Source organism: Lentzea atacamensis, from assembly GCF_003269295.1.
In the GTDB taxonomy this organism is placed as follows: Bacteria; Actinomycetota; Actinomycetes; order Mycobacteriales; family Pseudonocardiaceae; genus Lentzea; species Lentzea atacamensis.
In genome coordinates, this window is record NZ_QLTT01000004.1 from 177,729 (window position 1) to 195,658 (window position 17,930).

23 protein-coding genes, 1 tRNA gene and 1 pseudogene are annotated in these 17,930 nt (G+C 68.3%); 11 read left to right on the top strand and 14 right to left on the bottom strand.

Annotated elements, in window-relative coordinates:
- Nucleotides 1-303 precede the first annotated feature (303 nt).
- Nucleotides 304-516 carry a hypothetical protein gene (locus tag C8D87_RS19765; RefSeq protein WP_146771788.1) on the bottom strand — a complete coding sequence of 71 codons (213 nt, stop codon included), beginning with the start codon at nt 514-516 and terminating at the stop codon, nt 304-306.
- A 160-nt stretch (nt 517-676) separates the two neighbouring features.
- On the opposite strand from C8D87_RS19765, the gene C8D87_RS19770 reads away from it, so the two are divergent.
- A complete protein-coding gene (locus C8D87_RS19770) occupies nt 677-1,591 on the top strand; it encodes a helix-turn-helix domain-containing protein (protein WP_267899873.1) in 915 nt (304 codons plus the stop codon).
- A 54-nt stretch (nt 1,592-1,645) separates the two neighbouring features.
- A tRNA-Leu gene (locus tag C8D87_RS19775) sits at nt 1,646-1,719 on the top strand.
- Between the two features lie 56 nt (nt 1,720-1,775).
- On the opposite strand, the pseudogene C8D87_RS19780 reads toward C8D87_RS19775, so the two are convergent.
- A pseudogene (locus C8D87_RS19780) lies at nt 1,776-2,336 on the bottom strand (3-methyladenine DNA glycosylase); the annotation flags it as partial.
- Between the two features lie 76 nt (nt 2,337-2,412).
- Here C8D87_RS19780 and C8D87_RS19785 point away from each other — a divergent pair.
- Nucleotides 2,413-2,865, top strand: a complete 453-nt coding sequence (locus C8D87_RS19785; protein ID WP_112227869.1) for an iron chaperone — start codon at nt 2,413-2,415, stop codon at nt 2,863-2,865.
- Here C8D87_RS19785 and C8D87_RS19790 read toward each other — a convergent pair.
- The 3 genes from C8D87_RS19790 to C8D87_RS19800 are packed head-to-tail and all read right to left on the bottom strand — an operon-like array spanning nt 2,840 to nt 3,889.
- Nucleotides 2,840-3,085: a hypothetical protein gene (locus C8D87_RS19790; protein ID WP_146771790.1), complete on the bottom strand. Its 246-nt coding sequence runs from the start codon at nt 3,083-3,085 to the stop codon at nt 2,840-2,842. The genes C8D87_RS19785 and C8D87_RS19790 overlap by 26 nt on opposite strands.
- A gap of 10 nt (nt 3,086-3,095) precedes the next feature.
- A complete protein-coding gene (locus tag C8D87_RS19795; protein WP_112227871.1) occupies nt 3,096-3,461 on the bottom strand; it encodes an Imm63 family immunity protein in 366 nt (121 codons plus the stop codon).
- A complete protein-coding gene (locus tag C8D87_RS19800; RefSeq protein ID WP_112227872.1) occupies nt 3,458-3,889 on the bottom strand; it encodes a winged helix-turn-helix transcriptional regulator in 432 nt (143 codons plus the stop codon). Before C8D87_RS19800 ends, C8D87_RS19795 begins: the two co-directional genes overlap by 4 nt.
- Before the next feature lie 80 nt (nt 3,890-3,969).
- On the opposite strand from C8D87_RS19800, the gene C8D87_RS19805 reads away from it, so the two are divergent.
- Both C8D87_RS19805 and C8D87_RS19810 read left to right on the top strand, forming a co-directional pair.
- Nucleotides 3,970-4,626: an SDR family oxidoreductase gene (locus tag C8D87_RS19805; protein WP_112227873.1), complete on the top strand. Its 657-nt coding sequence runs from the start codon at nt 3,970-3,972 to the stop codon at nt 4,624-4,626.
- A 105-nt stretch (nt 4,627-4,731) separates the two neighbouring features.
- A complete protein-coding gene (locus C8D87_RS19810) occupies nt 4,732-5,106 on the top strand; it encodes a hypothetical protein (protein WP_146771791.1) in 375 nt (124 codons plus the stop codon).
- Here the strand turns inward: C8D87_RS19810 and C8D87_RS19815 are convergent.
- From C8D87_RS19815 to C8D87_RS19840, 6 genes are all read right to left on the bottom strand, one after another.
- Entirely contained in the window at nt 5,031-5,441 is a 411-nt protein-coding gene (locus C8D87_RS19815; protein ID WP_170166502.1) for a GNAT family N-acetyltransferase, read from the bottom strand. The genes C8D87_RS19810 and C8D87_RS19815 overlap by 76 nt on opposite strands.
- A 24-nt stretch (nt 5,442-5,465) precedes the next feature.
- Nucleotides 5,466-5,651, bottom strand: coding sequence for a hypothetical protein (locus C8D87_RS19820; RefSeq protein ID WP_146771792.1), 186 nt, complete (start codon nt 5,649-5,651; stop codon nt 5,466-5,468).
- A gap of 20 nt (nt 5,652-5,671) precedes the next feature.
- Complete coding sequence (locus C8D87_RS19825; protein ID WP_170166503.1) at nt 5,672-6,622, bottom strand: ornithine cyclodeaminase family protein; 951 nt, start codon at nt 6,620-6,622, stop codon at nt 5,672-5,674.
- Nucleotides 6,623-6,715: 93 nt separating this feature from the next.
- Nucleotides 6,716-7,741: a hemolysin family protein gene (locus C8D87_RS19830; protein WP_233439588.1), complete on the bottom strand. Its 1,026-nt coding sequence runs from the start codon at nt 7,739-7,741 to the stop codon at nt 6,716-6,718.
- The gene (locus tag C8D87_RS19835; RefSeq protein WP_112227878.1) at nt 7,738-9,045 is read right to left on the bottom strand and encodes a hemolysin family protein; all 1,308 of its coding nucleotides are present in this window, start codon (nt 9,043-9,045) and stop codon (nt 7,738-7,740) included. The genes C8D87_RS19830 and C8D87_RS19835 overlap by 4 nt, the downstream gene beginning before the upstream one ends.
- A gap of 108 nt (nt 9,046-9,153) precedes the next feature.
- Entirely contained in the window at nt 9,154-10,170 is a 1,017-nt protein-coding gene (locus C8D87_RS19840; RefSeq protein ID WP_112228247.1) for a LacI family DNA-binding transcriptional regulator, read from the bottom strand.
- Nucleotides 10,171-10,292: 122 nt separating this feature from the next.
- Here C8D87_RS19840 and C8D87_RS19845 point away from each other — a divergent pair, with 122 nt between their 5' ends.
- From C8D87_RS19845 to C8D87_RS19855, 3 genes are read left to right on the top strand one after another with little or no spacing between them, the layout of a single operon-like run.
- A complete protein-coding gene (locus C8D87_RS19845) occupies nt 10,293-11,435 on the top strand; it encodes a Gfo/Idh/MocA family protein (RefSeq protein WP_109637300.1) in 1,143 nt (380 codons plus the stop codon).
- 22 nt (nt 11,436-11,457) lie between these two features.
- Nucleotides 11,458-12,462: a dihydrodipicolinate synthase family protein gene (locus C8D87_RS19850; protein WP_233442208.1), complete on the top strand. Its 1,005-nt coding sequence runs from the start codon at nt 11,458-11,460 to the stop codon at nt 12,460-12,462.
- Nucleotides 12,435-13,250, top strand: coding sequence for a sugar phosphate isomerase/epimerase family protein (locus tag C8D87_RS19855; RefSeq protein WP_112227880.1), 816 nt, complete (start codon nt 12,435-12,437; stop codon nt 13,248-13,250). Before C8D87_RS19850 ends, C8D87_RS19855 begins: the two co-directional genes overlap by 28 nt.
- Nucleotides 13,251-13,362: 112 nt before the next feature.
- On the opposite strand, the gene C8D87_RS19860 is transcribed toward C8D87_RS19855, so the two are convergent.
- Nucleotides 13,363-14,397 carry a serine hydrolase gene (locus C8D87_RS19860; protein ID WP_109637306.1) on the bottom strand — a complete coding sequence of 345 codons (1,035 nt, stop codon included), beginning with the start codon at nt 14,395-14,397 and terminating at the stop codon, nt 13,363-13,365.
- 49 nt (nt 14,398-14,446) lie between these two features.
- Between C8D87_RS19860 and C8D87_RS19865 the strand changes: the two genes are divergently transcribed.
- Entirely contained in the window at nt 14,447-15,130 is a 684-nt protein-coding gene (locus tag C8D87_RS19865; RefSeq protein WP_109637941.1) for an SDR family oxidoreductase, read from the top strand.
- 13 nt (nt 15,131-15,143) lie between these two features.
- The gene (locus tag C8D87_RS19870; RefSeq protein ID WP_146231584.1) at nt 15,144-15,761 is read left to right on the top strand and encodes an alpha/beta hydrolase family protein; all 618 of its coding nucleotides are present in this window, start codon (nt 15,144-15,146) and stop codon (nt 15,759-15,761) included.
- Here the strand turns inward: C8D87_RS19870 and C8D87_RS19875 are convergent.
- Nucleotides 15,748-16,173 (bottom strand): MarR family winged helix-turn-helix transcriptional regulator, encoded by a 426-nt coding sequence (locus C8D87_RS19875; RefSeq protein ID WP_109637310.1) that lies wholly within the window; start codon nt 16,171-16,173, stop codon nt 15,748-15,750. The two genes, C8D87_RS19870 and C8D87_RS19875, sit on opposite strands and share 14 nt — an antisense overlap.
- A gap of 82 nt (nt 16,174-16,255) precedes the next feature.
- On the opposite strand from C8D87_RS19875, the gene C8D87_RS19880 reads away from it, so the two are divergent.
- On the top strand, nt 16,256-17,131 hold the full coding sequence (locus tag C8D87_RS19880; protein ID WP_109637313.1) for a hypothetical protein: 876 nt from the start codon (nt 16,256-16,258) through the stop codon (nt 17,129-17,131).
- On the opposite strand, the gene C8D87_RS19885 is transcribed toward C8D87_RS19880, so the two are convergent.
- Entirely contained in the window at nt 17,115-17,918 is an 804-nt protein-coding gene (locus C8D87_RS19885) for an alpha/beta fold hydrolase (protein ID WP_112227882.1), read from the bottom strand. The genes C8D87_RS19880 and C8D87_RS19885 overlap by 17 nt on opposite strands.
- Nucleotides 17,919-17,930: the final 12 nt, after the last annotated feature.

The window sequence follows — 17,930 nt, forward strand, 5'->3', positions numbered from 1 at the left end:
CAAACGTCGTTTCCGCCTGTGTATGCCATTCAGGGGGTCTCTTCCTGGTTGTTTCGTGAGTCTTGCCGTTTGTTGTCGATTGCCTCAACCGTGGCGGCGATGACAGCGACCAGAACTAGTGCGACCAGACCACCTATCAGCGGTGTTGCCAATGAGAGGAGAAATTCGCCTATCGCTTTCGCTTCCATGCCCATACCCATAGCCGGTAATAGATGCGGGTCTCCTTGAAGTGAGACCACCAGACGTATCCGGTCACGAAGACAGCCGACGTGACCAGTACAGCCAAGAGGATATCCCCAGCCATCACAGATCCCCTATGGCGTTCATGTACTGCTGTGCCCTCTTTCGCAATCGAACGGCTACCTGCGGGTGCTTGGTCACCTTGGCGTTGGTCATGAGCCGATTGATCCTGAACCGCACTATTCGACGGATGGCCTCCTCGTCATCCCCGAAGGTTTCTCGAAGGTTCTGCATCGCATCCTCAACACCATCCATCGTGATCACCACCCCAGGCATTCCGACCCCTTACCGCTATAACTCGACTGGGTGAGCAGTCCCCGCCGCTGATCGAGGGTGGTTCAACGACGGGAACCGCTCTGGTCCCATTCCAACCCATGGCAGGCTCATATATGCTGCTCAGAGCGTCTACAGCCGTCTACAAATCGAGGGGTGGCCTGTGAACGGGGCAGATCTACGAACCGCACGCGTGGCGGCTGGTGTCAGCCTGAGTGAGATGTCTCGGCGAACCCACTTCAGTAAGGCGTACCTAGGCCACCTGGAAACCGGAAAACGGTCGATCGGTCCCGAACACATACGGGCCTACGAACAAGCCCTGAACGTCTCCCTGAGCCACGAACGGCACTCGGTGGGGGTGACTGACGTCGAGCTGCTCTCACAGGCGGTAAACGTGGTTACAGCCCTTGGGTTGAGGCATGGCGGCATGGCTATCGCAGACATGGCTAGGTCTCACTGGGGCTGGACTGAGGGGCTTCTCAACCAGTCGATGCCTGACAACGTCCGAAAGGGACTGTCATGGCAGGCCGCACGTCTGGCTAACCGTCTGGGGTGGTCCTTGTCAGAGGCCGGACGCAAGACCCAAGCAACCACGGCCTACACCACGGCACTTGACCTGTCGAAGCACGACCACGGGCTACACGCAGCGGTGAGCGTCGATCTTGCCAAGCACAAGGTTGGTATGGGCCACCCTCAGGAAGCCCTTACGTTGCTGGATTCCTTGTCTCCCAAGGAACCCGTTCATCAGTTCACCGCCAACGGCGTTGCTTCTCTGGCAGCAGCCACGCTAGGGGACTGGCAAGGAACCGTGAGGTATGTAGGGCTTGCCGACGAGGCATGGTCCAGGGTCGAGCTGAGCAACCTTCCTGAGGTCAACAGGCCGTACGTCTCGGGTCATGAGGCGCACGCTCACAGGGATGCAGGCAGGGCGTTTCATGTGCTGGCACTCAAGGGTGAGAAGAGGGCTGTTCCCCTTGCGGGGCAACGACTTGAGCTAGCCGTCTCCATGTTCGGTCCGGACCGGGCGAACGCCGTTTCCCAGTGCCGTAAGCGTTTGGACTCTCTGGCCACCCTCTGATCTTGCCCCGTTTGGCCCCTCACAGGATTGTGTACGGCCCTTAGGGTCTTCTGTGCCCCCGTAGCCCAACCGGCAGAGGCAGACCCCTTAAAAGGGTTGTGTTGTGGGTTCGACTCCCATCGGGGGCACTACATGTTTTGCCTGGTCAAAGCACCTGTGTGGACTGCTGGACAAGCCTTGTAGGATGGGCCCACTTGAAGAGGTCCATGTTCGCGTGCAGGCACCCCGGCTGCTCGTTCGCGACCTGGTCTTCACGCGTGGGCTGGAGGGCGTTGCGAGGCCGCGCGGGCTGCGTGAAGAATCGGAACGCGTCGAAGTGCCCGCACTGGATCCGGCTGGCCTCCACCACCCGATCGGTCCCATCGCTGCCGAGCCGCAGCGGCCACGCGTTGTGCCTGATCTCCTCGGGTTCCTGCCGGTAGACCATGGCCCACTCGTGCAGCCCGAAACACCCGAGCCGCGGCGGCCGGCTGAGCGTCGCCGTGAGCAGCTGCCGCACGAAATCGACAGTCTTCGCGCGCTGCCCCAGGAAGCTCTCGACGTCGAGCACGACACCGTCCGGCGTGGCCTTGTAGTGCGGAAACTCCAGGTACTCCGCCGCGTCCTCGAGGACGACACCCGGCCCCGGATGCCACCGTTCAAGCCGCACGGGCCGATGGCTGTAGTACGTGAAGAGGAAGTCCATCACCGGGTGCTTCTCCTTGCGAAGCTTCCGTTCCTGATGCGGACCCGTGAACCGCCTCATGCGTGCGACGTGCGCCTCGCGCAATTCGTGCCATTCGGCTCGGGTCAGGACCTCCACGAGCGATTACCGTACGCGCATGGTCCAGAGCAAAGCCTCGACGGTCGCCGAGTACCTCGCCGAACTGCCTGATGAGAGGCGTGCCGAGGTCAGCGCTGTGCGCGACGTCATTCTCGCCAGCCTGCCCGACGGCTACGTCGAGGGCGTGATGTGGGGAATGATCACGTGGTTCGTGCCGCTGGAGGTCAGCGGCCCGACCTACAACAAACAGCCCCTCTCCTATGTGGCCCTGGCCGCCCAGAAGAACTACTACTCTGTCTACCTCACCACGGTGATGGGCCCAGGCGAGGAGTCGTTCCGCGAGCGCTACGAGGCCACCGGCAAGAAGCTGGACATGGGCAAGTCCTGCATCCGCTTCAAACGCGCCTCGGACCTGGCCCTCGACGTCATCGGCGAGGAGATCGCGCGCCTGAGCGTCGACGACTTCCTCGGCTGGCACGACGCGGCTAGAGCGGCGGGATCAGCCCGTTGAACGTCCGCGCGCCGTTGCAGTGCGGGCACTCCCGCCCGTTGTCGACGGTCCGCGGCGCGCCTCCGATGAGCGCGAGCGTGGGTGCCGCGATGTAGCTGGCTCCTCCGCACAGGTGGCACACCGTGCGCGGCTCCGGCGTGACGGCGAAGAGGTCGTCGGCGTCTTCCTCGTCCTCGAAGTCGTCGTCCTCGGCGAACTCGTCCTCGTCGTCCTCACTCATGGTGCACAACCTAGTGGGTGGGCCTGGCCGCACGCGCGCGCTCCACCCACGCGGGGTTGAGCGTGCCCAGCAGCTCCTCCTGCCGCCGGAACGCGGTGAACCGCTGCTCCTCGTCCTCCACCGGATGCTCCACGGCGTACCCGTACGCCATGTTCCAGGTGACCTCGTACATCGCCCAGTACAGGATCTCGTCGAGCTCCGTCGTCTCCTTGGTGAACAGCCGCTTCCCCCGCTCGTACGCCGTGAGCCGGTACACCGGCCCCTCCGCGACCTCGATGAACGGGTGGCCCCCGTCGAAGTTCTCGAACCCGACGACCCACCTGGCACCGATCTGCCGCCGCATGGCTTCGAGCCGCGCGGCGAGCTCGTCCTTCACGACGCCGCCGGAATCGGTGCGGGGGTCAGCGACTCCGGCGTCGCCTCCTCGCCGCACGACGCGCACACGACGCGCGGCTGGAGCACGTGGCCGCACGAGTGCTCCCACACGAGGGGGAGCGGGCCCTCGGTCACGTAGGCGTCGCCCCACTCCTTGAGCAGCAGCATCACGTTGTGCAGCGCGCGCCCCGCCTCGGTCAGGTGGTACTCGTGGCGCGGCGGGTGGTCGGAGTACGGGCGCTTCTCCAGCACGCCGGCGGCGACCAGCTTCTTCAGGCGCGCGGCGAGCACGTCGCGGGAGGCGCCGGTGTTCGCCGCGATCTGGTCGAACCGGGTGTTGCCGAAGAAGACCTCGCGCAACGCGAGCAGCGACCAGCGTTCGCCCACGACCTCCAGTGCGTTCGCCATCGAGCAGGTTCGAGGTGCCATGTGACCATCCTAGCAGTGGGTTGGCAAATCAAACTGACACCCGCTACGGTGAGTTGGAAATTCAAACTCAGGAGGTAGTGATGGACTTCAACGGTGCTGTGGTGCTGGTGACCGGTGCCAACCGCGGGCTCGGCCGTGCGTTCGCCCGAGAGCTCGCGAAACAGGGGGCGAAGGTCTACGCCGGCGCGCGCAACCCGGCGTCCGTTGTGGACGACGGCGTGATCCCGGTCCAGCTCGACGTGACCGACGACGCGTCCGTCGCGGCCGCGGCCAAGGAGCTCGGCGACGTCTCGATCGTCATCAACAACGCGGGCGTGGCCATCGGTGGCGAGGACGTCGACAGCATCAGGACGGAGTTCGACGTCAACTTCTACGGCCTCGTCCGCACGACTGACCAGTTCGCGCCCATTCTGAAAGCCAATGGTGGCGGCGTCCTCGTCAACGTCCTGAGCGTCCTGTCCTTCATCGGCTGGCCGGGCGCGCGCGGTTACGCGGCGTCCAAGGCGGCGGGGTGGTCGCTGACGCAGTCGACGCGGGAAGCGTTGCGGGAACAGGGAACTCGCGTCATCGCCGTGCACGCCGGGTTCATCGACACGGACATGGCGTCGGGCGTCGACGCACCCAAGATCGCGCCGGAGGACGTCGTTTCCCAGGTGCTGCAAGCGATTCGGAACGGTGATGACGAGGTGCTCGCCGACGACCTCACTCGTTCGGTGAAGGCCGCACTGGCCTCTTGAGACACTCGGCGCGGCACACGTGAGCATCGTTCGGAACTAGGTGTTCCCCCTGAACGTCCGGCGTAGGTTTCGCCGCATTTGTCGGACGTGCCAAGGGGAACAGCGATGCTCAACAGACGAGGTGTGCTCGCGGCGGGAGGACTTGTGGCAGGCGTGTTCGGTGTGCCGCAACTGCTCGCGCCGGCCGGGGGTCATGAAGCCTCGGCGCACGGCGAGTTCCAGGAGTCGAAGAACTTCACCGGTACGAAACCGGAACCAGTGCCGTGGACACGCGCGATGCCGGTACCGCCCGTGCTCAGACCACTGGTGTCCACACCGAAGCAGGAGATCTACCAGCTCTCGATCGAACGCACGACCGCCGAGATCCTGCCCGGCCTGCAGTCGCCGGTCATGGGCTTCGGCGGTCAGTTCGTCTCGGTGAACCCGAGCCGCCGCGCCACGCCACCGCTCGCGATGTTGGCTTCGTCGTGCCAGATCTGAACTCTGCGCACACCGCCGAGCCCGAACGCGAACTCGACGAGCTCGGCGACCGCGCGGGTGGTGTGGCCGCGCCCGGTGTGGGCGGGATGCAGCCAGGAGCCGATCTCCACCACGTCACCCGCCCGGTCCGCACCGGCCACACCCACGACGGCGCCGTCGACCGTGATCGCGTGGTTGAACAACGTCCCGTTCTCCCAGCCGACCTTCGACGCGGCGGGAAAGCCGGCGACGGACGAAGCGTCGTAGTCATCGGACACCCATGACACCCACGGCCGCAGATGCGCGAGCGACTCCGTCACGACCCGCGGCAACTCCGCCGCGTCAGCGTCATTCACCCTGCGAAGCCGCATCCCCATACTTCACTCTGTAGCGGTGTTCGCGAGCAGCGCACCGTAGTAGTCCGCGCTGGCCTGCGACGTCCGCATCCCGGCCACCTCGACGTCCCCGGAGCTGAACCACTTGAACAGGTGCTCGAACCCGGAGAAGTCCGGCCCCGAGACGTACCCGTCGATCGACGTGCTGGCCCCCGTGTAAACCCTGCTCATCGCCCTGCCTCCCGTGTGGCTCACCGCCGGCTCATCCCCACGTCGAACACGGCAGGCGACTTTCGACACGCGTTGCGATAAACGTGCCACGCGATCACCAGATCCTGCATCGGCAACCCGGCCGGGCTGTACACCGTGACCTGATCCGGACTGCTCCGCCCAGCGTGCTCCCCGCGCAACACCGCCCCGATCGTCGTGTCCGCGGCAACGTGCGCCAGCCCGGCATCATCCACCACGACCAGCGCGCCAGCCAGCAACTCCGGCGCCAGCTCGGCCTTGCCCGGCTCATCCGCCCCGAGGCTGGTGACGTGGGTGCCCGGCGGAACCCGGTGCAACACCGGCTCCCGCGACCACGTCGCCATCAACACGATCTCCCCGACGCCTCCCGACGCGTCGCCCGCCACTGCCGTGATGCCGAGCCTCTCCGCCCACGCCACGAACTCCGCCTCCGCCGCGGGGTTCGTGTCCCGCACCTCCACCGAGTCGATCGGCCGGAGTGCGGCCAGCGCCTCCAGCTGCGCGCGGCCCTGGGTTCCGGCGCCGATCACCGTCACGGTGCGGGCGTCGGGGCACGCGAGCAGGTGGGCTCCCAGCGCGCCGCCGAGCCCGGTGCGCAGCGCTGTCGGGCCGGCGCTGTCGATCAGGGCCAGCAGGTCGCCGGTCTCCAGGTCGTGCAGGCAGATCACGCCGGTGATGGCGGGGGAGCGGTTCGGGTTCTTGGCGTGCACCTTCACCGTGTAGGCGGGGATGCCCGGCGCCAGCCCCGGCACCAGGATCATGGCCGTGACGTCCGGCGTCACCGGCACCCGCACCCGTTGCCCTGGACCCGCCGCGCCCGCCTGGCCCGTTGCACCCGCCGGGCCTGCCGCGCCCGCCGGGCCTGCCGCGCCCGCCCGCAGCGCCTCCGTCAGCTCCACCGCCAGCCGCGGCAGGTCCACCTCGACGTCCCCGGCCCCCAGCACCACCGCCATACCCACACCCTCCCGGAGTCGCTCCCCGCCACGCGTTCCTCGTATAGCGAGAGAAACGAAACAGCGTTTCGATGACACCCCGATCAGGTGAAGCTAGACCCAGCGGACGTGCGTCCCGTCCCGGACGGTGCCGACGTACTCCTCCAGCAGGTCCTCCAACGCCACGACACCGCGCACCGCACCGTCGGCATCCACCACGCGCGCGAGGTGCGACTGCGCACGGCGCAACGCGGCCAGCGCCTCGTCCAGACGAGCGTCCACGGGCACCTCGGGCAGGCCGCGCACCCGAGCGCGCGGCACCGGAGTCGCCGCGCCCTCCAGGTCCAGCACGTCCTTGACGTGCAGATACCCGATCAAGCCGGTGTCCGACAGCACCGGGAACCGCGAGAACCCGGTGGCCGCCACCGCGGCCTCGATCTCACCGACCGTCGGTGAAGCCGACACCGTCGTCAGCCGCTCCAGCGGCACCAGCACGTCGGCCACCGTGCGCTCGGCCGAGGACAGCGTCTGCGCCAGCCGCCGGTGCTCGGAGTCCTCCAGCAACCCCTCCGACCGCGACTGCCCGATCAGCAGCGCCAGCTCGTCCGGCGTGTAGGCCGACTCCAGCTCGTCGACGGGCTCGACGCCGAAGCGGCGCAGCACCCACCGCCCGACAGCGGTGAACAGCGCCAGCGCTGGCGCGATCATCCGCGAGAAGCCGTAGTGCACCGGAACCAGCCACACCGCCGCCCGCTCCGGGCCGGCGATCGCCAGGTTCTTCGGCACCATCTCGCCGAGAATCGTGTGCAGCGCGACGACGATGACCAGCGCCACCGCGAACGCCACACCGTGCACCACGGCCAACGGCAGTCCAATGGCGCTGAGGGGACCCTCAAGCACAGAAGCCAGCGCGGGCTCGGCGATCGCACCCAGCCCCAGAGAACACAACGTGATGCCCAGCTGCGCGCCCGCGATCAGCAACGGCAGTTGCTGCGAAGCCTTGATCGCGGTACGGGCGCGTGAAGAACCCTTGTCCGCCAACGCTTCCAACCGGTCCCGCCGCGCGGTGATCACCGCGAACTCGGCGCCGACGAAGAAGGCGTTGCCCGCCAGCAACAACACGACGATGAAGAAGTTCACGACGACACCACCCGCAGCTCGGCCACGCGATGGCGGTCCATCCGCATGACGGTCACCCGCCATCCGTCGACCCGGATCTCGTCGCCGACATCCGGAATGCGCCCGAGCCGGGCCAGCACGAGCCCGGCCAGCGTCTCGTAGTCACCGACCGGCATGCGGAACCCGGTCGCCTCGGCCACCTCGTCATCCCGCAGCAGCCCGGACACGAGCCAGCTGCCCTTGCCCAGCGACCGCACCGGCGCGGCCTCGCCGCGGTCGTGCTCGTCGCGCACGTCGCCGACGATCTCCTCGACCACGTCCTCCAGCGTCACCATGCCCGCCGTGCCGCCGTACTCGTCCACGACCAGCGCCGTCTGCAGGCCCGAAGCCCGCAGCCGGTCCAGCAGCGCGTCGCCCTCCAGCGTCTCCGGCACCGAGGTGACCGGCCGCGTCAGAGCGGAGAGAGGAGTCGTCCCGCGCAGAGCGGCGGGCACGGCGAATGCCTGCTTCACGTGCACCATGCCGCGCACTTCGTCCAGCGACCCGTCGTGCACCGGAAATCGCGAGAACCCGGTCTCGCGCGCCTTCAGCACGAGATCCGCAACGGTCGCGTCGGCCCGCAAAGCCTCCACTCGCACGCGCGGCGTCATGAGCTCATCCGCGGTCCGGTCACCGAACCGCAGCGACCGGTCCAGCAGCACCGCGGTGCCCTGGTCCAGCGTCCCGTGCTCGGCAGACGTGCGGACGAGAGCGCCCAGCTCCTCGGGTGAACGAGCCGACGCGAGCTCCTCGACCGGCTCGACGCCGAAGCGGCGGACCAGCCAGTTCGCCGAGTTGTTCATCCAGTTGATCAGCCACCGGAACACTGTGGAGAACCCCGCCTGGATCCCCACGACCAGGCGCGCGGTCTGCAGCGGCCGGGCGATCGCGAGGTTCTTCGGGACCAGCTCGCCGAACACCATCGACAACGCCGTGGCGATCGCGAGCGCCAGAGCCAGCGACAGACCGCCGGCCACCGCCACCGGCACGCCGAGCGCGGTCAGGCCGGGCTCGATCAGGGACGCGATCGCGGGCTCCGCGATGTACCCGGTGATCAGCGTGGTCAGCGTGATCGCGAGTTGCGCGCCGGAGAGCTGGAAGGACAACGTCCGATGCGCGCGGTCGATGGTCCGCGCCTTCGCGTCACCGACCTCGGCGACGTGCCGCTCGACGGTGCTGCGTTCCAGAGCGGTCAGCGAGAACTCCGCCGCCACCGCGATGAAGGTGCCCGCGGTCAGCGCCACGACGGCGACCAGACCGAGCACGCTCAACAGGGCTCCGGTCACCTACGCGCTCCAACGGAACAAGGGACCGGGTTGGTATGCCAGCCGGGGCCAGACCCCATGGGGACGGCTCAACTCCTCATGACTAAGTACGTGAACAGCCAGACGAGTCTAATTGTGGGCAGTGGACGCCCTGAGCACCACCTCGCCCGCCACACGGACGGTGCGTGCCTCGTCACCGCCCGGATCCAGCACGAGACCTGCGGCGATCTCGCCCATCTCCTCCAGCGGCAGCCGCACCGTCGACAGCGCGGGCACCGTGTCGCGCAGCGTCGGGATGTCGTCGAACCCGGCGATCGACATGTCCTCCGGCACCCGCACGCCACGCTCGCGCAACGCGGCCATCGCACCCATCGCCATCACGTCGGTCACGGCGAACACGCAGGTGGCGCGCGACTTCGACGCCAGCAGCTCCAGCGCGGCCTCGTATCCGCCGTCGCGCGTGAACGCGCCGTTGATCACCAACGGCGGCGCGGCGCCGGCGTCCGCGAGCCCCGCCTTGAACCCGGCGAGCCGATCACGTGCCACGAACAGTTCGGAGGGGCCGGCCAGCACGGCGAACCTCTTGTGACCGAGCTCGGTCAGCGCACGGGCCAGCGCCCGGCCGCCCGCGCGGTTGCCGGGGACGACCGTGTCGGTGCCGAGCTTCGCCTGCGACACGCACGCGACACGCCCGCCCTGCTCGGTGAACGCGTCGATCTCCGCCGCCAGCCGCGCCTGCGCCGTGCGGTCGGTCGTCCGCGAACCGGCCAGAACGATCGCCCGCGCCCGGTGCGCCCGCAGTGTGGAGACCAGCTCCACCTCGCGTTCGGGCCGCCGCCCGGTCGTGCCCAGCACGACGACGAGTCCTGCCTCCTCGGCCACGCGGGTCACGCCCGCCGCGATGCAGGAGAAGTACGGGTCGGTGATGTCGTGGACGACCAGGCCGACGAGGGAGCTGGAGTTGCGGGCCAGCGCCTGCGCGGACGCGTTCGGCACGTAGCCGAGCTGCTCCGCCGTGCGCAGGACGCGGTCGCTCAGCTCCTCGCTCACCTGCCGCGTGCTGCCGTTGAGCACGCGCGAGGCCGTCGCCAGCGACACCCCAGCCTGCTTGGCCACCTCGGCAAGCGTCACCTGTCGGGCGGACACGACCACCTCCGTCAACGTGCATGTGAGCGCTGAGACTAACTCGCGCGGAGGTTGACGGCCGTCAAGTGCCACGATTAGCGTGGCGGGAAAGCGCTTTCCAGCGCTGCTACCAGGGAGGTGTGATGGCGGTTCGGACCATCGGAGTGGCGGTCAACGGCGTCACCGGGCGGATGGGATATCGCCAGCACCTGGTCCGGTCCCTCCTCCCGCTGCGCGAAGAAGGCGTGCGGTTGCCGGACGGGACCGTGATCAAGGTCGAACCCGTGCTCGTCGGGCGCAACGCCGACAAGCTCAAGGAGATCGCGGAACGGCACGACCTCGCGCGCTGGACCACCGACCTCGACGGGGCGCTCGCGGACCCGGACGTCGAGATCTACTTCGACTCGCAGGTCACGTCCAGGCACGTCGAGTCGATCACCAAGGCCATCGAGGCCGGCAAGCACGTCTACACCGAGAAGCCGGTCAGCGAGACGGTCGAGGAAGCGCTCGGGCTGGCCGCGCTCGCCGACGCCAAGGGCGTGAAGCACGGCGTCGTGGCGGACAAGCTCTACCTGCCCGGCATCCGCAAGCTCAAGCGGCTGATCGACGGCGGCTTCTTCGGCCGGATCCTCAGCGTGCGCGGCGAGTTCGGCTACTGGGTCTTCGAGGGCGACTGGCAGCCCGCGCAGCGCCCGAGCTGGAACTACCGGGCGGAGGACGGCGGCGGCATCGTCGCCGACATGTTCTGCCACTGGAGCTACCTGCTCCACGACCTCTTCGGCCGCGTCGAGGCGGTCACGGCGAAGGCCGTCACCCACATCCCGAGGCGCTGGGACGAGCAGAACAACGCCTACGACGCGACCGCCGACGACGCCGCGTACGGCATCTTCGAGATCGAGAACGGCGTCATCGCCCAGATCAACTCGTCCTGGTGCGTGCGCGTGCGCCGCGACGAGCTCGTCGAGTTCCAAGTGGACGGCACCGAGGGGAGTGCGGTCGCGGGGCTGCGCGAGTGCTTCGTGCAGTCCCGCGCCGTCACGCCGAAGCCGGTGTGGAACCCGGATCTGCCGGTCACGCACCCGTTCCGCGACCAGTGGCAGCAGGTGCCGGACAACGAGGACTTCGACAACGGCTTCAAGGTGCAGTGGGCGGAGTTCCTGCGGCACGTCTACCAGGGCACGCCGTTCCCGCACGACTTCCGCGCGGGCGCACGGGGTGTCGCGCTGGCCGCCGCCGGTCTGCAGTCCTCTTCGGAGGGTCGCCGCGTGGAGATCCGCAATGTCTAGCCAAGATCAACATGTCCGGACTGTGTTCGCCGCGGCACACGTCGTGGCGAAGGACGAGCGCACGGTCGACTGGGACGCGACGCTGAAGTTCCGGCACCACCTCTGGTCGCACGGCCTGGGAGTCGCGGAGGCGATGGACACCGCGCAGCGCGGCATGGGCCTCGACTGGCCGACCGCCGCCGAGCTGATCCGCCGCAGCGCCGCGGAGAAGGCCGGGCGGATCTGCGCGGGCGTCGCGACCGACCACCTCACCGGTGAGCCCGGCCTGGACGACGTGCTGAAGGCCTACCTGGAGCAGCTCGACGTCGTGCAGGAGGCGGGCGCGCAGCCCGTGCTGATGTGTTCCCGGCAGCTCGCGGCGTGCGCGAAGGGCCCGGAGGACTACGAGAAGGTCTACGGCACGCTGCTCGACAACGTCAGTGAGCCGGTCATCCTGCACTGGCTCGGCACGGCGTTCGACCCGGCGCTGGAAGGCTACTGGGGCTCGGCCGAGGTCGACAGGGCCACCGACAACTTCCTGTCGATCATCGCGGCACGCCCGGACAAGGTCGACGGCGTGAAGGTGTCGCTGCTCGACGCGGGCCACGAGATCGGCCTGCGCCGCCGGCTCCCGGCCGGGGTCCGCTGCTACACCGGTGACGACTTCAACTACCCGGACCTGATCGCGGGCGACGAGCACGGCCACAGCGACGCGCTGCTCGGCATCTTCGACCCGATCGCCCCGGTGGCGGCGAAAGCTCTCGCGAAACTCGCCGAGGGTGACACCGCGGAGTTCCACCGAATCATGGCGCCGACGGTTCCGTTGTCGCGCCATCTGTTCAGCACGCCGACCTACTACTACAAAACCGGCGTGGTGTTCCTGGCGTGGCTGGCCGGGCACCAGGAACGATTCCTGTTGCTCGACGGCCTGGAATCCGCGCGCAGCGTCGAGCACCTCGCCGAGGCGAAGCGGCTCGCCGAGATCGCCGGTGTCATCGACCCCGATTTCGCTGAAGGGCGGTGGCAGCAGTGGCTCGCCTCTCGTTGAACCAGGCGACGATCAAGCGCGCGACGGTCGCCGAAGCCGTCGAAGGCTGCGTGCGGCACGGCATCGAGGCGATCGGGCTGTGGCGGGAACCGGTCGCGGACCACGGCCTGGAACGCACCGCGAAACTCGTCGCGGACGCGGGCCTGCGGGTGTCGTCGTTGTGCCGCGGCGGGTTTCTGACCGCGGTCGACAACCGCGCCGCGATGGACGACAACCGGCGAGCGATCGAAGAAGCGGCGACGCTGCGCACCGACACGCTGGTCATGGTCGTCGGCGGTGTCGCGGGCGACAAGGACCTGATCGGCGCACGTCAACGCGTCGCGCACGCGATCGCGGAGCTGTCCGTTGAGGCGAAGTCGGCGGGCGTGACGCTGGCGCTGGAGCCGATGCACCCGGTGTTCTGCGCGGATCGTGGCGTGCTGTCGACGCTGGCGCAGGCGCTGGACATCGCCGAGAAGCACGAGTCGGTCGGCGTCGTCGTGGACGCGCTGCACGTGTGGTGGGACCCGGACCTCGACGCGCAGATCGTGCGCGCGGGGGAGCGCATCGCGTCGTACCAGGTGTGCGACTGGCTCACGCCGGTGCCGGCGGACGTGCTGCTGGGCCGCGGTTATCCGGGCGATGGCGACATCGACCTGGACCGTCTGACCAGGCACGTCGCCGCGACGGGATATTCGAGGGACGTCGAGGTGGAGATCTTCAACGCCGACATCTGGGCGGCGGACTTCGACGAGGTGATCAAGGAGGTTTCACGCAGGTACCACTCCATTGTGGAACCGGCGCTGTAGAGAAACGCGGGGAAGCCGGTCGTCGACGGCGGCGACGACCGACCCCGGCGTTGGTATGTATATATCCGAAAACCAGAGGTCTTTGGTCCAGATTTCAGATAAATCTCAGCGATCAGCCGCCGTTGACGGACTTGTAAACCTTTGCACGGTGTTTCGGCTTCGTGGTCGTGATCTTGATGACGGCGTCGAACATCGACCGGCCGAGCTCGGCGCGAGCTGCGACAGCCGGGTGCGTGGTGCTGAAGTCGGCGTCGTTCTGGGCCTTGTCACCGGCGAACGTGCCGGACGCGAACATCGAGTAGATCAGGATTGCCCGATTGTCCTCGCTGAACATGATCCCGGCCTCGTTGCGCCCGTCCTCGAACCAGCCGGCCTTCGTGGCGACCCGCAGGCGTTCGTTGGTCGTCAGGTTCAGCCGTACGCCGTCGGTGAAGCTCGCCGTCGCCCGCAGGATGTTCAGCAGGTACGCCGTCGAGGTCGCGGACAGCAGCTGGCCGTCGACCAGCTTCTGCAGCAACGTGTGCGTCTCGCGCGCCGTCGTGGTGCCGAGGAAGAACCGGTTCGGGTTGGCGACCGGCACGACCTGCGTGTGCACGAAGCCCTTGTCCCGCAGGATCTGGTTCAGCTCCAGCGCCGGCACGACCAGGCCGCACAGCCGGACCGCGGTGTTGTCGGAGACGGTGAGCAGGTTCGCGAGAGCGTGGCCGATGGTGACCTCGCTCGGGTACGCGCCGTCGAGCGCGAAGATGCCGTCGGTGTCCTGGATGACGATGCCGGCGGACACCGTGACCTTCTGGTCGAGCTTGATCAGCCCGCGGTCCACCTTGTCGAGGACGGCGACGGCGACCGCCACCTTGTTGACGCTGTAGGCCTCGACGACCTTGTCCGCGTTCTCGTCGACCGCGGACTTCGTGGTGCCGTCGAGGTCGGCGATCGTGATCAGCGACGACCACTCACCCCGCGCCTTGCGGGTCTGCCGCCGGTAGACCTGCGCCACGCGCCTGCGTGACCTGTCTGCGGTGGCCGGGGAACGTTCGATCTCGGCCTCCGCGTCATCCTGTGCCTGTGCTGCACCGTTGGAGCCGAGCACGGCCGTCGCGGCCGCGACGGTTCCCAGCCCGAACACGGACCTGCGGTTCAAATTCATGCGCGACATCAAAACAGGCGGCACTGACAGTTCCCTGACTAGGGTCTGGATCATGGAGAACGTCTTCGTGGTGACCGGCGCTTCCCGCGGCATCGGGGCGGCGACCGCCGCGCTGGCAGCCGACGCGGGGTATCGCGTGGTCAGGGCCTCGCGCTCGGCCGAAGAATCTGTCGGGGATCGCGGGTGGGACGCGAGATGCGACGTTTCCTCCTGGGATTCCGTGCAGGACCTCATGGCACGCGTCGAATCGAGGTGGGGCCGGATCGACGTGGTCTTCGCCAACGCCGGGGTTTCGGTGGACACCTCGTTCGTCTCCACCGCCGGAGCGAAGCCCTCCGAGTGGACGAACATGGTGGTCACGAACGTCTGCGGGCCCGCGTTCACGGCGCGTGCGGCGATGCCCGCGCTGATGCGTTCCGGCGGGCATCTGGTGCTGACGGGGTCCGCCGCCGGGCGCGGCGTGCGGCCGGGAAACCTGTACTCGGCCACCAAGTGGGCGGTCACGGGGCTGGCTCAGGCGATCCGCGCCGAGGCGGTGGGCACCGGGGTGCGCGTCACCGTCGTCCAGCCGGGACTCGTCGACACCGACGCCATCCCGCCGTCCAGGGCCGACGATCCGAAGCTGGCACCGGAAGACGTTGGCAGGGCGGTGCTCTACGCGGTGTCCCAGCCGTCCACTGTGGACGTGAACGAGATCCTGATCAGGCCCACCGGTCAGGCTGCCCATCGCTGAGGGGGATTTGATCTTGGAACGCGTTGTGCTCTTCGCCGTCGGCGGAGGCGGTGACCCCGAACGGCATCGCCCGCTGCTGGATCACTTCGAGGCCCACGGGCACCGGGTCATCGCGCCGGCGTTCGACCGGCTGCACCCGCAGCACGCCACCTGGGACGACTATCTCGCGCGTCCTGTTGGCCTGGTGGAAGCGCTGCGGGGCGTCGGCCCCGATGCCGAGGTGGCCGTGATCGGCCATTCGATCGGCGCCTGGGCTGCACTGTGCCTCGCCGGCGCCACACCGTGGGGCAGGGAGGGCAAGCCGCTCGACGTACCGAGGGACTCCCGCGTCAGCCGCCTCGTGCTGTACACGCCGGCCGCCGGCTGGTTCGCGGCTCCGGGCGCCCTCGACGAGGTGAGGACGCCGATGCTCGTCTACGTCGGCGAGCTCGACCCGGTCGTGCCGCCCTCGCAGGCCGAGGTCCTGAAGTCCGCACCGGCCGAGGTGGACCTGCGCGTCGTGCCGAAAGCGGGGCACTTCAGCTTCGTGCACGTGCCGCCGCCCGGCATGGACGAGGATCCGGCGTTCGACCGCGATCGGTTCCTCGACGGCATGGTCCACGAGACCTTCGAGTTCATCAGCTCTCGCTGAGCACCGCCGAACACCGCTGCAGGAGCGCGCGCAGCTGCGTGCGCTCCTCCTCGGTGAACGCGTCCGCCAGCTTCTGCTCCACCGCGACCGCGCCCTTGTCGGCCTCGCGGAACTTCGCGTAACCGGCCTCGGTCAGCCGGTTCTCCAGCACGTTGCGCTGCCACTGGTGCGGCGTGCGCTCCACGAGCCCCATGGCGACCAGATTCTGCAGGATCGTCGTCATCGTCTGCGGCGTGACCAGGCACAACCGCGCCAGCTCCGCCGCGGGCGCCCCAGGGTGGTCGCTCAACGCCAGCAGCGCCGAGTACTGCGGCACGGTCAGGCCCGCCGGCTTCACCGCCGCCGACTTCGCGGCCATCAGCTCGAGCTCGGCGCGCTTGATGTCACCGCCGATCCGATCACCGCTGCGCATCCGTTCATCGTAGGAGTGTGGTAAGAGTATTGATGGCTATCAGAACTCTGATATCTATCAGTGCTCTTACTGGAGGGAAGCAATGCGCGTCGCGCTTGCCGTCATGGCGGCGTTGTTGCTGGTCACGGGCTCAGCGGCAGCCACACCGAGGCACATCGAAGCCGTCGCCGAGTCGCTGCACCCCGAGGGCGTGCAGTGGGATCCGACCCGCGGCCAGTTCCTGGTCAGCTCACTGCGCCACGGCACGGTGTCGCTGGTCAGCACCACCGGCAGGGTCCGCACGCTGGTCAGCGGCACCAAGATGGTGTCGACGTTCGGCGTCCAGGTGGACCGCGGGCGGTTGCTCGTCGCGTTCGGCGACATCGGCTACGGCGAACGGCAGGACCCCGGCCAGTCCGGGCTCGGGATCTTCGACCTGCGCACCGGCCGCACGATCAGCCTGATCGACATCCCCAACGGCGCCAACGACGTGGCCGTCGACCCGTTCGGCAACGCCTACGTCACCGGCACACGGGGTGACACGATCTGGAAGGTCGACCGCGCGGGCACCGTCTCGGCGTTCGCGAAGGACCCGCGCCTGGGCGGAGCGTCGTTCGGCAACAACGGGATCGTCTGGGACCCCAGGGGATTCCTCATCACCGGCCACTACACCAACGGCACGCTGTTCAAGGTCACCCGCGGCCACGTCGAGGAACTGCCAGCGCCCAAGCTGCCCGGCGCGGACGGCCTCACGCTCACCCCGCAGGGCCTCGTGGTCGTCACGAACAAGCTGGCCGCGCCGGGCGAGAACGCCGTCACGGTGCTCGACACCCGCACGTGGCAGGTGAAGTCCCAGCGCGACTGGAAGACCGCGCCGACCACGGCGGCCCGCACGCCGCGCGGCACCTACGTGCTGAGCGGGTACATCGACGTGCTGGCCGGCGGGTCGACGACGGACGAGTTCAGGCTCGATCGATGAACTCGACCAGCAGCCGGTTGACCTCGTCCGGCCGCTCCAGGTAACCGATGTGCCCGCAGTCGGCGACCTCGGCGTAGCGGGCACCGGGGATCGCGTCCGCCACCTCGCGCGACAGGCGGGGTGGCAGGACGAGATCGTCGGCGAAACCGATCACCAGCGACCGCACCGAGATCCGCCGGTACGCGTCGAGGCGCGGCTCGAAGTCGGTCAGCGCCAGCTGCGCGCGGTGACCGGGGCCGAGCGACGAGCCGGCGAACTCGTACATCTGCAGCCAGTCGCGGGCGACGAGCGGGTCGCTCAGCGTCGAGGGGGAGAGGTTGCGGACCACCGCGGCCGCAGCGTAGAAGGACGCCGGCACTTCGAGGCCCTTGTCGTAGGAGTCCATCAGGCCGCGCGACCACGCCAGCTGCACCGGGTCGGACCGGGCGCAGGTCGCCATCATCACCGCGCTGCGCAGCAGGTCCGGGCGGGCCAGCGCCAGCTCCTGGGTGACGCGCGCGCCCAGCGACGTGCCGATCACGTGCGCCGGTCCGCCCAGGTGCTCGACCAGCGCGGCGGTGTCGGCGACCATGTCGTCCATCGTGAAGCCGTCCGCGCACTCCGACGACGGCTTGATGCCCCGGTTGTCGAAGTAGGCGACGCGATAGCCGGCCTTGACCAGTGCGGGCACCTGATGGGTGCGCCAGACGCGACCCGGACTGCCGGTGCCCATGACCAGCACCACCAGCTCACCGGAACCCTCGGTCTGAACGTTCAGGTCGATGCCGTTGAGCGAAACAAGCGCCATTCCCAAGATCCT